Annotated in this window: 13 protein-coding genes; 10 read left to right on the top strand and 3 right to left on the bottom strand. The window is 67.9% G+C overall.

Features of this window, described 5'->3' with window-relative positions; all coding sequences use genetic code 11:
• Window positions 1-66: 66 nt before the first annotated feature.
• From frr to BLV94_RS11530, 3 genes are read left to right on the top strand one after another with little or no spacing between them, the layout of a single operon-like run.
• Window positions 67-624 (top strand): ribosome recycling factor, encoded by a 558-nt coding sequence (frr, locus tag BLV94_RS11540; protein ID WP_015890301.1) that lies wholly within the window; start codon window positions 67-69, stop codon window positions 622-624.
• A gap of 28 nt (window positions 625-652) precedes the next feature.
• Entirely contained in the window at window positions 653-1,579 is a 927-nt protein-coding gene (locus BLV94_RS11535) for a phosphatidate cytidylyltransferase (RefSeq protein ID WP_095860764.1), read from the top strand.
• 10 nt (window positions 1,580-1,589) lie between these two features.
• On the top strand, window positions 1,590-2,291 hold the full coding sequence (locus BLV94_RS11530) for a class I SAM-dependent methyltransferase (RefSeq protein WP_072937823.1): 702 nt from the start codon (window positions 1,590-1,592) through the stop codon (window positions 2,289-2,291).
• A gap of 9 nt (window positions 2,292-2,300) precedes the next feature.
• Here the strand turns inward: BLV94_RS11530 and BLV94_RS11525 are convergent, their stop codons facing one another.
• Entirely contained in the window at window positions 2,301-3,152 is an 852-nt protein-coding gene (locus tag BLV94_RS11525; protein WP_174705456.1) for an HpcH/HpaI aldolase/citrate lyase family protein, read from the bottom strand.
• Window positions 3,153-3,235: 83 nt separating this feature from the next.
• The gene (locus BLV94_RS11520) at window positions 3,236-3,649 is read right to left on the bottom strand and encodes a LapA family protein (RefSeq protein WP_072937824.1); all 414 of its coding nucleotides are present in this window, start codon (window positions 3,647-3,649) and stop codon (window positions 3,236-3,238) included.
• A gap of 114 nt (window positions 3,650-3,763) precedes the next feature.
• Here BLV94_RS11520 and rlmN point away from each other — a divergent pair, with 114 nt between their 5' ends.
• Window positions 3,764-4,873, top strand: a complete 1,110-nt coding sequence (gene rlmN / locus BLV94_RS11515) for a dual-specificity RNA methyltransferase RlmN (protein ID WP_095860763.1) — start codon at window positions 3,764-3,766, stop codon at window positions 4,871-4,873.
• An 81-nt stretch (window positions 4,874-4,954) separates the two neighbouring features.
• Here the strand turns inward: rlmN and BLV94_RS11510 are convergent, their stop codons facing one another.
• On the bottom strand, window positions 4,955-5,224 hold the full coding sequence (locus BLV94_RS11510) for a DUF2631 domain-containing protein (RefSeq protein WP_072937825.1): 270 nt from the start codon (window positions 5,222-5,224) through the stop codon (window positions 4,955-4,957).
• Window positions 5,225-5,305: 81 nt separating this feature from the next.
• Between BLV94_RS11510 and dxr the strand changes: the two genes are divergently transcribed.
• The 6 genes from dxr (at window position 5,306) to BLV94_RS11480 (ending at window position 13,047) form a co-directional block, all read left to right on the top strand.
• Complete coding sequence (dxr, locus tag BLV94_RS11505; RefSeq protein ID WP_371851538.1) at window positions 5,306-6,502, top strand: 1-deoxy-D-xylulose-5-phosphate reductoisomerase; 1,197 nt, start codon at window positions 5,306-5,308, stop codon at window positions 6,500-6,502.
• Between the two features lie 6 nt (window positions 6,503-6,508).
• Window positions 6,509-7,729 (top strand): M50 family metallopeptidase, encoded by a 1,221-nt coding sequence (locus BLV94_RS11500; RefSeq protein WP_072937827.1) that lies wholly within the window; start codon window positions 6,509-6,511, stop codon window positions 7,727-7,729.
• Between the two features lie 87 nt (window positions 7,730-7,816).
• Window positions 7,817-8,959 (top strand): RNA-guided endonuclease InsQ/TnpB family protein, encoded by a 1,143-nt coding sequence (locus BLV94_RS11495; protein WP_072937828.1) that lies wholly within the window; start codon window positions 7,817-7,819, stop codon window positions 8,957-8,959.
• A gap of 130 nt (window positions 8,960-9,089) precedes the next feature.
• Window positions 9,090-10,247, top strand: coding sequence for a flavodoxin-dependent (E)-4-hydroxy-3-methylbut-2-enyl-diphosphate synthase (gene ispG, locus BLV94_RS11490; RefSeq protein WP_072937829.1), 1,158 nt, complete (start codon window positions 9,090-9,092; stop codon window positions 10,245-10,247).
• 94 nt (window positions 10,248-10,341) lie between these two features.
• Window positions 10,342-11,178, top strand: a complete 837-nt coding sequence (locus tag BLV94_RS11485; RefSeq protein ID WP_015890310.1) for a GNAT family N-acetyltransferase — start codon at window positions 10,342-10,344, stop codon at window positions 11,176-11,178.
• 54 nt (window positions 11,179-11,232) lie between these two features.
• Window positions 11,233-13,047, top strand: a complete 1,815-nt coding sequence (locus tag BLV94_RS11480) for a penicillin-binding transpeptidase domain-containing protein (protein WP_208613738.1) — start codon at window positions 11,233-11,235, stop codon at window positions 13,045-13,047.
• Window positions 13,048-13,055 lie beyond the last annotated feature (8 nt).

The raw sequence follows: 13,055 nt of genomic DNA, 5'->3' as shown, positions 1-13,055 counted from the left end.
CGACACAGGGTTTTCTCGAAACAGAGGCAGTGACGAATCGATGCAGAACGACATGGAGGAACAGCCGTGATTGATGAAGCTCTCTTCGAAGCCGAGGAGAAGATGGAGAAGGCTGTCACGGTGGCCAAGGACGATCTCGGATCGATCCGTACGGGCCGCGCGAATCCTGGCATGTTCAACCGCATCGGAATCGACTACTACGGCGCGTTCACCCCGATCACGCAGCTCGCCAGCATCAACGTGCCGGAAGCGCGTCTCGTCGTCGTCAAGCCGTACGAGGCCTCGCAGCTGAATGCCATCGAGACGGCGATCCGGAACTCCGACCTGGGCGTGAACCCGTCCAACGACGGAAACCTGATCCGCATCTCCGTTCCCCAGCTCACCGAGGAACGCCGCCGCGAACTGGTGAAGCAGGCCAAGTCCAAGGGCGAGGACGCGAAGGTGTCCGTGCGCAACGTGCGCCGCAAGGCGATGGACGAGCTGTCCCGGATCCAGAAGGACGGCGAGGCCGGCGAGGACGAGGTGGGGCGGGCCGAGAAGGAACTCGACAAGACGACCGCCCGGTACGTCGCGCAGGTGGACGAACTGGTGAAGCACAAGGAAGCCGAGTTACTGGAAGTTTAGTCACGAGACGAGGAGTGGATCGGGGACAGTGACCGTGCCAGCAGAACACGGGACCCCAGGGGGACCCATCTCCGAGGGCGACCCCTCGGGACCGGTCTCCGAGGGGAAGCCCGCGCCGGAACCGGCCACGGCCGCGAAGTCCAAGGCCGGGCGTAACCTCCCCGCGGCGATCGGCGTCGGCGTCGGGCTCGGCGTCGCGCTCATCCTGATCCTCGTCTACGTGCCCCTCGTGTGGATCGGGGTGGTCGCGGTCGCGATGGCCGTCGCCACGTGGGAGGTCACGAAGCGGCTCCGCGAGGCCGGCATCAGCGCCCCCCGGATCCCGCTGATCGCCGGAGGGCAGGCGATCCTGTGGCTCGGGTGGCCGTTCGGCCCGGTCGGAGTGCTCAGCGCCTTCGCGGGCACGGTGCTGGTCTGCATGGTCTGGCGCCTGTTCGACCACGGGTTGAAGGCGACACCGCAGAACTTCCTCCGGGACACCGCGATCACCGTGTTCGTGGCGTCCTGGATTCCGTTGCTGGCGTCGTTCGCCGTGCTGATGGTGCTGCAGGACGACGGCGCCGGGCGAGTGTTGTGCCTGATGATCGGCGTGGTCTGCTCCGACGTCGGTGGTTATGCGGCGGGTGTGCTGTTCGGCAAGCATCCGATGGTGCCGGCGATCAGCCCCAAGAAGTCGTGGGAAGGGTTCTTCGGCTCGCTGCTGTTCTGCGTGATCGGAAGCCTGCTGACGGTCACGCTGATCCTCGACGAGAACTCGATGATCGGTGTGCTCCTCGGTGTCGTGCTGGTGGTCACCGCCACGCTCGGCGATCTCATCGAATCCCAGGTCAAGCGCGAGCTGCAGATCAAGGACATGGGCACTCTGCTTCCCGGGCACGGTGGGATCATGGACCGTCTCGATTCCCTGCTGCCGTCGGCGTTCGTGACGTGGCTGGTGCTCACGGTCCTCGTGTGACCGCGCTGTCGTGACCATTCCCAGCCCGAACATCTGGCACTGGCCGGAGTGGTACGAGGTGGAGAACCGTGCCCAGGACGTGGACGGTGCGATCTTCCGGCACCTGCGCGGGGCCGTGGACTGGACGGGCGGCGTCGTCGCCGACGTGGGCTGCGGCTCCGGTTTCCATCTCCCGGTCTTCGCGGAGTCCGCGGCCACGGTCTACGGCATCGAACCCCATCCGCCGCTGCTGGAACGGGCCCGCGCCCGCGTGGGGCACCTGCCGAACGTCCGCGTGCTCGACGGCTCCGCGGAGGGCATACCCCTGTGCGATGCGTCCGTCGACGTCGTGCACGCGCGGACCGCGTATTTCTTCGGACCGGGCTGCGGCCGTGGAATTCGTGAGGCGATGCGGGTGCTGCGCCCGGGCGGCGCACTGGTCGTCGTCGATCTCGACGCGACGGCCCATCCCTACGGGGAATGGATGCGAGCCGACCTGCCGCACTACCACCCGGCGGCCGTGGAGGCCTTCTTCGCAGCGCAGGGGTTCGACCTGGCCCGAGTGGAGACACGATGGCGCTTCCCGAACCGGGAAGCGCTGCGCGCAGTCCTCGGCATCGAGTTCACCAAGAAGACGGCGTCCACGGCATTCGCGCAGACCCCCGGCGTGGCTCTCGACGTGCGCTACCGCGTGCACGTCCGCCGAAAGCCCGCCGGGCTGGAATTGCTCTGACCGGTGTCGTTACCGCGGTGCGATGTGGAAGAGCTTGGCGAGCGCGTTGATCTTCTTGGCCTTCGCCAGCCTGGGGAGGTCGCTGCCGTCCCGCACCCGGGAACCGTCCTCGCCGAGGTCCGCGATCACGTCGCGTGCCCATTCGGCCTCGGCCGGGGACGGACTCAGTGCGTCGTTGACCGGAGCCGTCTGCGCGATGGTCATGCACAGCTTCCCGGTCATCCCCATCGACAGGGTGAGCGCCGACGCGCGGATCAGCGCGTCGATGTCGGTGCCGAGGGTGGGGCCGTCGATCGGCGGTGCGATCCGGGCGGCCCGGCTGGCGACCGTCAGCCGGGAGCGGGGATACGCCATCGCCAGCGGTGAGTCGTCCATGCCGGTGTCGCGACGGAAGTCGCCGCTGCCGAACGCCAGGCGGAAGGTGGCCTCCGTCCGGGCGATCTCGGGTGCGGCCTCGAGCCCCATCGCGGATTCGACGAGAGCGAGCACCTTCGTGCCCTCGGGGAGTCGCTCGGCGGTCGCGTCGACCTGCATCCCGCTCTCGGTCTTGGCGAGCATGACGCCCTCGAGTCCGGGCACACCGTGCAAGGCTGCCAGGTCGTCCGCCCAGTAGGGCGTGGTGGCGTCGTTGATCCGCACCCACGCGCGGCGGTTCTCGCCGAGCCAGGCGACCACGTCGGCCCGGGCCCGGGGTTTGCGGTCGGGAGTGACGGCGTCCTCGAGGTCGAGGATCACCGCGTCGGCGGCGCTGGTGTGTGCCGCCTCGAAACCCTCGGGTTTGCCGGCGGGAACCAGCAGCCAGGATCGTGCTTGTTCAGCCGCGATGCGCGGTGCCACAGTCGTCTCCATGTCGGCCTTCACAGTCGTGCCGTTCCGGTGATATCCACGACAGTAATTCTGCTCGCAAGGCGGCGGCGCAATCCACTTGCGTAACTATTGTTCAGTTAGAAATTACTGTTCAGGCGCCGCTGCCGGTTCGCCGCCCGCCGGATCTGGATGATGCGGACACCGCCCGCGAGGGCCATGATCACCGCGCCCGCAATCGCCGCGAACAGCAGAGTGACGCCCAGCGGGAGCGTGAAATCCCAGCCGAACAGTTCGAGGGTCACGCTGTCGAGGTTCTGCAGAATGAACACGAGAAGCAGTACCAGAACGACGATTCCGATCACCAGGCCGGTCCAGGTGGCACCCACCCGCGTGTGCTTGATGCCCTTGCGGCGGGCGACGTCGGGATGCTCGGTGCCTGCCGGTGACGTGTCGGGCTGTGTCGGGTCCGTGGGCGCCGCTCCGGTACCGGGACCACGACCGGCCGGGACGTCCGGTGGGAAGTTCGAAGGGTCGTCCGGTGTTGTCGACATGAGTTGATCTTCACCCACCTGGGCGGGTTCCGCATGCGCATCGGGCGGCGAAACAACGTCGATCAGGCATCCGCACGACAACGACCCCCGAATCAATGGGACAATGGAGAAACTATGGCTGTCTCGCTTCCCCTCGTTTTCACCGCGCCCCGGCGTGGGATGCCCCCCAAGCATCTCGCGGACCTCGACTCCACCGAGCGGCGGGAGGCCGTCAAGGAGCTGGGACTGCCCGGGTTCCGGGCCGACCAGCTGGCCCGGCAGTACTACGCGCGGCTCGAGGCGGATCCGGAGAAGATGACCGACCTCCCGGCCGCCGTGCGCGAACAGGTGGGCGCGGCGCTGTTCCCGACGCTGCTCACCCCCGTCAAGCACCTGGCCTGCGACGGGGGCGACACCCGCAAGACGCTCTGGAAGGCGAACGACGGGACGCTGCTGGAAAGCGTCCTCATGCGCTACCCCGACCGCGCGACGCTGTGCATCTCCAGTCAGGCCGGGTGCGGAATGGCGTGCCCGTTCTGCGCGACCGGTCAGGGCGGGCTGCAACGCAACCTGTCGACCGCCGAGATCGTCGACCAGGTGCGTGCCGCCGCGGCCGCCCTGCGCGACGGTGACGTCCACGGCGGTCCGGGCCGGTTGTCGAACGTCGTGTTCATGGGCATGGGGGAGCCGCTCGCCAACTACAAGCGCGTGGTCGCCGCCGTCCGCCGCATCACCTCGCCCGCCCCCGACGGCCTCGGGTTGTCGCAACGCTCGGTGACGGTGTCGACGGTGGGGTTGGCGCCCGCGATCCGCAAGCTCGCGGACGAGGACCTCAGCGTGACGCTCGCCGTGTCCCTGCACACCCCGGACGACGAACTGCGCGACACCCTGGTCCCCGTGAACAACCGCTGGTCGGTGGCGGAGGTCCTCGACGCCGCCCGCTACTACGCGGACAAGTCCGGTCGCCGGGTCTCCATCGAGTACGCGCTGATCCGGGACGTGAACGATCAGCCGTGGCGCGCCGACCTGCTGGGCAAGAAACTGCGCAAGGCGCTCGGACCGCTGGTGCACGTGAATCTGATCCCGCTGAACCCCACACCGGGCAGTGAGTGGGACGCGAGCCCGAAGCCGGTGGAGAAGGAATTCGTCCGGCGCGTGCTGGCACAGGGTGTGTCCTGCACGGTGCGGGACACCCGCGGCCAGGAGATCGCCGCCGCCTGCGGCCAGCTCGCCGCCGAGAACTGAGTATTTCGTCACGCAGGCCCATACGACGAAACCCCTCGTCCCCGAGTGATCGGGGCGAGGGGTTTCGTTCGTGGTTCGGTATTACCGGGGTTTGCGCCGCAGGACGATGTCACGAATGAGGATGAAGAACATCACGGCCGCGCAGCCGATCAGCCACAGGTCCTCGACGAAACCCCTGTGGTTTCCGATGATCATGAGCAGCAGGAACACGGCGAAGAACCATCCGAAGAACCGGAACGTCTTCGGCGCCTCACCGCTCCAGCCCCATGCCGCCGACGGGACCTCCGCGGTGTCGATGTGTGCGGCCACGATGGGGTCGCTGGACGAGGGCTCCAACTGGGTACCGGCCACGATCGATCCTCCTGCAGATTCGGTTGCGCTACTCGACATATCGTGACATACGACTGCCCGTCGTATGTAGTGGGGCCATCCATGGCGGGCGGTCCGCATTCGATCAGGAACAATGGGCAGGTGGATGAAAACAGGCCCACTCGCGTCCTGCTGCTCGGCAGCACAGGTTCGATCGGCACCCAGGCGTTGGAGGTGGTGGCCGCCAACCCGGACAAGTTCACGGTGGTGGGGCTCGCAGCCGGTGGCGGAAACGTCGAACTGCTGGCCCGGCAGATTCGCGAGACGGGTGTGTCGTCCGTCGCAGTCGCGGATCCGGGCGCGGCCGCAGCGCTGGATCTGCCCGGGGTGCTGAGCGGATCCGGCGCCGTCACCGAACTCGTGCGCACCACGGAAGCGGACGTCGTGCTCAACGCACTGGTCGGTTCGCTGGGCCTGGAGCCGACACTGGCCGCGCTCGAGTCCGGTGCGCGGCTCGCCCTGGCCAACAAGGAGTCGCTCGTCGCAGGCGGGCCACTCGTGACGGCGGCCGCGGCGCCGGGACAGATCGTGCCGGTCGACTCCGAGCATTCGGCGCTGGCCCAGTGCCTGCGCGGCGGCAGCGCGGACGAGGTGGACCGCCTGGTCCTCACCGCCTCCGGCGGACCGTTCCGCGGCTGGACGGCCGACCGGCTGGAATCGGTGACACCCGAGCAGGCCGGCGCCCACCCCACGTGGTCGATGGGGCCGATGAACACGCTGAACTCGGCGACCCTCGTCAACAAGGGGCTCGAACTGATCGAGACCCACCTGCTGTTCGGCGTCGACTACGACCGGATCGACGTCACCGTGCACCCGCAGTCCATCGTGCACTCGATGGTCACGTTCACCGACGGCTCGACGCTCGCGCAGGCCAGCCCACCGGACATGAAGCTCCCGATCGCGCTGGCCCTCGGCTGGCCGCACCGGGTGGCGGGCGCCGCCGCGGCCTGCGACTTCAGCACCGCGTCCACCTGGGAGTTCGAGCCACTCGACTCGCAGGTTTTCCCCGCCGTCGACCTCGCCCGCGAGGCGGGCAAGGGTGGGGGATGCCTCACCGCCGTCTACAACGCTGCGAACGAGGTCGCCGCTCAGGCATTCTTGGACGGGATCATCCGGTTCCCGCGCATCGTCCGCACCGTCGCCTCCGTGCTGTCCGAGGCGGACGAGTGGTCGGCGCCACCGGCTACCGTGGAAGACGTACTGGCCGCCGACGGCTGGGCACGTGAGCGAGCACGTCAGCTCGTGAAGCAGGAAGGCTAGAACTGCATGGTGTTCGCAGTGGGCGTTGTTCTCTTCGCCCTCGGGATCGCGTTGTCGATCGCACTTCACGAAGCGGGGCACATGTGGGTGGCGCAGGCCACCGGCATGAAGGTCCGCCGGTACTTCATCGGCTTCGGACCCAAGGTCTTCTCCTTCCGCCGCGGTGAGACCGAGTACGGGCTCAAGGCGCTCCCGCTCGGCGGGTTCTGCGACATCGCCGGGATGACGGCGCTGGACGAACTCGAACCGGACGAAGAAGACCGGGCCATGTACAAGAAGCCCACCTGGAAGCGCCTCGCGGTGATGTCCGGCGGCATCGGCATGAACTTCGTCCTCGGCCTCGTGCTGGTGTACGTCCTCGCCGTCGGCTGGGGCCTGCCCGATCTGAACCGGTCCACCGACGCGGTCGTCGGGTCGGTCGGGTGTGCGGCGCCGACCCAGGGGCCCGGCCCCGACTTCGCCCTGTCCGAGTGCACCGGCCCGGGCCCCGCCGAGCAGGCGGGCATCAGGACCGGCGACGTCATCACCGCGGTCGACGGCAAGGACACGCCGACGTTCGCCGACGTGGCCGCCGCGACCCGTTCGCTGTCCGGTCCGGTCGACTTCACGGTCGAGCGGGACGGCGAGGAACAGACGATCGTCGTCCCGGTCCAGCAGGTGCAGCGCTGGGTCCAGGAGAAGGGCGAGACCGAACCGCACGAGGCGACGGTCGGTGCGATCGGCATCGGCGCGACCCCGAGCGTCGTCGAGCACTCGGCCCTCTCCGCGGTTCCTGCCTCGTTCGAGTTCACCGGCGACATGTTCGTGATGACCGCCGAGCGGATGGTGCAGATGCCGAGCAAGGCCGTCGACCTGTGGCACGCGGTCACCGGCGGCGAACGCGACCCGGAGACCCCGATCTCGGTGTACGGCGCGAGCGTCATCGGCGGTCAGATCGCCGAACAGGGCATCTGGGAAGCATTCGTGCTGCTGCTGGCGAGCCTGAACTTCTTCCTCGGAATGTTCAACCTGCTTCCGCTGCTGCCGCTCGACGGCGGGCACATGGCGGTCACCGTCTACGAACGGGTCCGGGACTGGTTCCGCATCAGGCGCGGGCTTCCGCGCGGCGGACCCGTCGACTACATGAAGCTCCTGCCCGTCACCTATGTGGTGATCGTCATAGGCGGCGCATACATGCTCCTCACGCTGACCGCCGACATCGTCAACCCGATCAAGCTCTTCCAGTGATCGCTGGGCCTTTCGGCGCTATCCCGGTCCTTGTGGTCCGGGATGGCCGATCTGGTTTTGTCGGACCGTGGGGCTAGTGTCTGGGGCATGGCGGGGAGGGTGGTGAAGCGGGCGTTCAAGTACCGTTTCTATCCGACTGCGGTGCAGGCGGAACAACTCGCCCGGACGTTCGGGTGCACCCGGTATGTCTACAACCGGGCGTTGGCCGAGCGGTCGCGGGCGTGGTCGCAGGAGCAGCGTCGGGTGACCTATGCGGATACCTCGAAGATGCTCACGGGATGGAAGCGGGACCCCGAGACGGAGTGGTTGGCGGAGCCGTCGAAGGGGCCGTTGCAGGAATCGCTGCGGCAGTTGCAGGGCGCGTTCGAGAGGTTCTGGCGCACGCAGACCGGCTACCCGCAGTTCAAGAGGAAGGGGCGGTCGAAGGATTCGGCGACCTACTACTCGAACTGCTTCACCTGCCGCGGCGGGCAGATCCGGTTGGCCAAGCAGACCGAACCCCTGGACATTCGGTGGTCGAGGCCGCTACCGGAGGGGGCCGTGCCGTCGCAGGTGACGGTGTCGCGCAACGCTCGCGGTCAGTACCACATTTCGATCCTCGTCGAGGACACGATCGCCGAACTCGAGCCGGCCGATCGGGTGGTCGGGCTCGACGCCGGGATCACCAGCCTCTACACGCTCTCGACGGGGGAGAAGATCACCAACCCGCGCCACGAGCGCACGGACCGTGCGCGGTTGGCGAAGGCGCAACGGGTGCTGGCCAAGAAGCAGAAAGGGTCCCGGAACCGGGCCAAGGCCCGACTGAAGGTCGCGAAGATTCATGGTCGGATCGCCGATCGGCGGCGCGATTATCTGCACACACTCTCCACTCGGCTGGTGCGCGAAAACCAAGTGATCGCCATCGAGGATCTGAGTGTGCGGAACATGGTCAAGAATCGGTCGTTGTCTCGGGCGATCTCGGATGCGGGGTGGTCGGAGTTCCGGTCGATGCTCGAGTACAAGGCCGACTGGTACGGGCGGCGGGTGGTGGCGATCGACCGGTTCTGTCCGTCGTCGAAGACCTGCTCGGTGTGCGGGGAGATCGCCGGGGCGATGCCGCTGAACGTGCGGGAGTGGACATGCCGATGCGGCGCCGTCCACGATCGGGATGTGAACGCGGCAAGGAACATTTTGGCCGTCGGACTGGCGGTGGCAGCCTGCGGAGACGGTGTGAGACCACCCCGCACCTAAGGTGTGGGGAGGCGACTGTCGGTGAAACAGGAACCTCGGGACGCGAGTCCCGAGGAGAATCTCGGTCGTTCACGGCCGAGAGGACGTCAACGCTAAACTCGGACTTGAAGCTACGAAAGAAGGCACCCACGTGACCAGCCCTGTCGGATTGGGTATGCCCGAAGGCCCGGCCGCCGTTCTCGCACCTCGCCGCAAGACTCGCCAGCTCCAGGTCGGATCTGTCGGTGTCGGCAGCGACTTCCCGGTATCCGTGCAGTCGATGTGCACCACCAAGACGCACGACGTCAACGCCACGCTGCAGCAGATCGCCGAACTCACGGCATCCGGTTGCGACATCGTGCGCGTCGCCTGCCCGCGGCAGGAGGACGCCGACGCGCTCGCGACCATCGCGAAGAAGAGCCAGATCCCGGTCATCGCCGACATCCACTTCCAGCCGCGGTACATCTTCGCCGCGATCGAGGCCGGCTGTGCGGCCGTCCGCGTGAACCCCGGCAACATCAAGGAGTTCGACGGACGAGTCAAGGAGGTCGCGAAGGCGGCAGGCGACGCCGGCATCCCGATCCGGATCGGCGTCAACGCCGGATCCCTCGACCCGCGGCTGATGCAGAAGTACGGCAAGGCCACGCCGGAGGCGCTCGTCGAGTCCGCGCTGTGGGAGGCGGGACTGTTCGAGGAACACGGGTTCGGCGACATCAAGATCTCGGTGAAGCACAACGACCCGGTGATCATGGTCGAGGCCTACCGGCAGCTGGCGGCGCAGTGCGACTACCCGCTGCACCTGGGTGTGACCGAGGCCGGTCCCGCGTTCCAGGGCACGATCAAGTCGGCGGTGGCGTTCGGCGCGCTGCTGGCCGACGGCATCGGCGACACCATCCGGGTGTCGCTGTCCGCCCCGCCCGCCGAGGAGATCAAGGTCGGCACGCAGATCCTGCAGTCGCTGAACCTGCGGCCCAGGAAGCTCGAGATCGTGTCCTGCCCGTCGTGCGGGCGCGCCCAGGTCGACGTGTACACGTTGGCCGACGAGGTGACCGCCGGACTGGAGGGCATGGAGATCCCGCTGCGCGTGGCCGTCATGGGGTGCGTCGTCAACGGTCCCGGTGAGGCCCGCGAGGCCGATCTGGGCGTCGCCTCCGGCAACGGCAAGGGCCAGATCTTCGTCAAGGGCAAGGTCATCAAGACGGTGCCGGAGGCGCAGATCGTCGAAACGTTGATCGAGGAAGCGATGCGGATCGCCGAGGAGATGGAGGGCGACGCGACGTCCGGATCTCCCGTCGTGACGGTCAGCTGACCCGGCGCCCGCAGCGGGCGACGAAACGTCTCCCGTTTCCGGCGAGTTCGTGGCAATCTGGTGGGCAGGTCCACTAGCTGACAAGGTTGGGTAGATGCTCAAGCTCCTCGGTGCCAAACAGTTGAGCAGTCGGGACGCAGCACACGTGCTCCGCGTTCTCGACGCCGATCCTGTCGCCGCCTGCATGGTTGCCGCTCGCGTGGAAGAGGGCGGTATCGATCCCCGGATGATCCACGGAGAGTTGTGGAGTCGGGGCGGGCCGCTCGAATCGTTGTGCTTCTCCGGCGCGAATTTCGTGCCGTTGCGGGGCAGCATCGACGACATGCGGGCGTTCGCCGACCGCGCCTGTCGCACGCCGCGCATGTGCTCGTCGCTGGTCGGGCGGGCCGAGTTGACGTTGCCGTTGTGGGAGATGCTCGAGCTGGATTGGGGGCCCGCCCGCGAGGTCCGGCCCGATCAGCCGCTGCTGGCGCTGGCGAGTACGCCGCAATGCCGCCCGGATCCGTTGGTCCGGCAGGTGCGGATGCACGAACTCGAGCAGTACCTGCCTGCCGCGGTCGCGATGTTCATCGAGGAGGTCGGCATCGACCCCCGCGCCAACGACGGCGGTCGAGGGTACCGGCGCCGCGTCGCCAATCTCATCGCCGCAGGCCGGGCGTGGGCGAGATTCGAGGACGATCAGGTGGTGTTCAAGGCCGAGGTCGGTTCGGTGTCCGCGCGGGTCGGGCAGATCCAGGGCGTCTGGGTGCACCCGATGTACCGCGGGCACGGGTTCGGCGCGGCGGGCACCGCGACGGTCGCGGAGGCCGTCATCGCGGAGGGCCGCATCGCCAGTCTCTATGTCAACAGTTTCAACACGGTGGCCCGCAGCGCGTACGCACGCATCGGCTTCAGGCAGGTCGCGACGTTCGCCACAATTCTCCTGGACTGACGCGCTGGCCCGCCTACCGTGTCGGCGGTGTCCGCCGACATAGCATGGGCGGCGATGAATCTGCGGCCACACTCTCGCTCCCGCGTCGTCCAGTCGATCGCCCTCTGCGGCGCCGCTGTGCTGACGGCGGGTCTCGCCGCGTGCACGCCGAGACCGGACGGTCCGGAACCGGCGGCGCAGGCCTTTCTGACGGCGTTCGCCGAGCAGGATTCGGAGCAGGCCGCCGACCTGTCGGATCGCCCGGACGTGGCCCGCCAGGCCCTCGAGTCCGCGTGGACGTCGCTGCAGGCCGAGTCGCTCGACGCCCGGACGACGGACGTCGACGTCAGCGGTGACACGGCCACCGTCGGGTACACGTACGAATGGCATCTGCCGAAGAACCGGGTCTGGACGTATTCGGGTGAACTGCAGATGGGGCGGCGCGGCGGCGACTGGGCCGTGCGGTGGAGTTCCACGAACGTCCATCCCCGGCTGGGGGACCGGCAGACGATGTCGCTGCGGTCCACCGCAGCCCCCCGGGCGCGGGTCAACGAGCATTCCGGTTCGGATGTCCTCGTCCCGGGCGTGGTGTACCGCGTGAAGTTCGATGCGGCGCAGTCGGGCAACGTAATCGGCAGCGCCCAGTCCCTCGCGTCGACGCTCGTCACGTTCGACAACACGCTCACCGCGCAGTCGATCGCCGAATCGGCGACGGCGGTCAAGGGCGACTACCTCGTCACCCGGTTGCGGTCGGACGATTACGAACAGGTCGCCGGTGTGCTCGGCGCCATTCCCGGGGTGAGCGTGTCCGACGAGGCGGACCTCGTCGCCACCGACCGGAACTTCGCACCGGATCTGGTCGGCCAGGTCAAGAAGACCGTGATCGACGAAGTCGACGGCAAGGCCGGCTGGAGCGTGGTCACCGTCAACCAGAACGGGGTGGACACGGACGTGCTCACCGAGACGGCGCCGCAGACCTCCCCGTCGTTCTCGATCAGCCTGGACCGTCCCATCCAGATCGCCGCGCAGAACGCCGTCAATGCCCGCACCGACCAGACCATGATGGTCGTCATCCAGCCGTCGACCGGCGACGTGCTGGCCGTCGCGCAGAACAAGGCGGCGGACAAGGACGGACCGGTTGCGCTCACCGGCCTCTATCCGCCCGGTTCGACGTTCAAGATCATCACCGCCGGCGCCGCGATCTCCTCGGGCATCGCGACACCCGACACGATGGTGCCGTGTCCCGGACGCATCGAGATCGGTGAACGCAGCGTCCCGAACTACAACGAATTCGCGCTCGGCACCGTGCCCATGGCAACGGCGTTCGCCCGTTCGTGCAACACGTCGTTCGCGAAACTTGCCAGCGAGATGCGGCCCGACGCACTGACGGTCGCGGCATCGCAGTACGGAATCGGGCCCGACTACGACGTGGTCGGCCTGCCCACCGACTCGGGTTCGGTGCCGCCCGCCGACGACCTGGTGCAGCGGACCGAAGACGGGTTCGGTCAGGGCAAGGTGGTGGTCAGTCCGTTCGGGATGGCGTTGGCCGCGGCGACCATCGCGCACGGTACGACGCCGGTGCCGCGGTTGATCGCGGGTCGGGAAACCAAGATCGACGGGGAGCATCCGCCGATCAGCCCGGAGATGGTCGACGGGCTGCGCGGAATGATGCGCCTCGTGGTGACGAGCGGTACCGCCGAGCGGATCGAAGATCAGGGCGAGGTGTACGGCAAGACCGGTGAGGCCGAGGTCGAGGGCGGCTCGCACGCCTGGTTCGTCGGATACCGCGGCGACCTGGCGTTCGCGACACTGGTGGTGCGCGGCGGCAGTTCCGACAACGCCGTCGCCGTCACCCGCGACATGTTCGCCGCCCTGCCCGAGGGGTACTGACCCGGCAG

The organism is Rhodococcus koreensis (assembly GCF_900105905.1).
Taxonomy (GTDB): Bacteria; Actinomycetota; Actinomycetes; order Mycobacteriales; family Mycobacteriaceae; genus Rhodococcus_F; species Rhodococcus_F koreensis.
The sequence above is the reverse complement of the archived record's forward strand: the minus strand, read 5'-3'. Positions and strand labels throughout refer to the sequence as shown.

Excerpts from the sequence above, each read along its gene's own strand:
- BLV94_RS11520 (WP_072937824.1), bottom strand. The coding sequence starts at position 3,649 with ATGTCGACAACACCGGACGACCCTTCGAACTTCCCACCGGACGTCCCG.
- rlmN (WP_095860763.1), top strand. The coding sequence starts at position 3,764 with ATGGCTGTCTCGCTTCCCCTCGTTTTCACCGCGCCCCGGCGTGGGATG.
- dxr (WP_371851538.1), top strand. The coding sequence starts at position 5,306 with ATGGCGGGCGGTCCGCATTCGATCAGGAACAATGGGCAGGTGGATGAA.
- BLV94_RS11500 (WP_072937827.1), top strand. The coding sequence starts at position 6,509 with ATGGTGTTCGCAGTGGGCGTTGTTCTCTTCGCCCTCGGGATCGCGTTG.
- BLV94_RS11495 (WP_072937828.1), top strand. The coding sequence starts at position 7,817 with ATGGCGGGGAGGGTGGTGAAGCGGGCGTTCAAGTACCGTTTCTATCCG.
- BLV94_RS11485 (WP_015890310.1), top strand. The coding sequence starts at position 10,342 with ATGCTCAAGCTCCTCGGTGCCAAACAGTTGAGCAGTCGGGACGCAGCA.
- BLV94_RS11480 (WP_208613738.1), top strand. The coding sequence starts at position 11,233 with ATGAATCTGCGGCCACACTCTCGCTCCCGCGTCGTCCAGTCGATCGCC.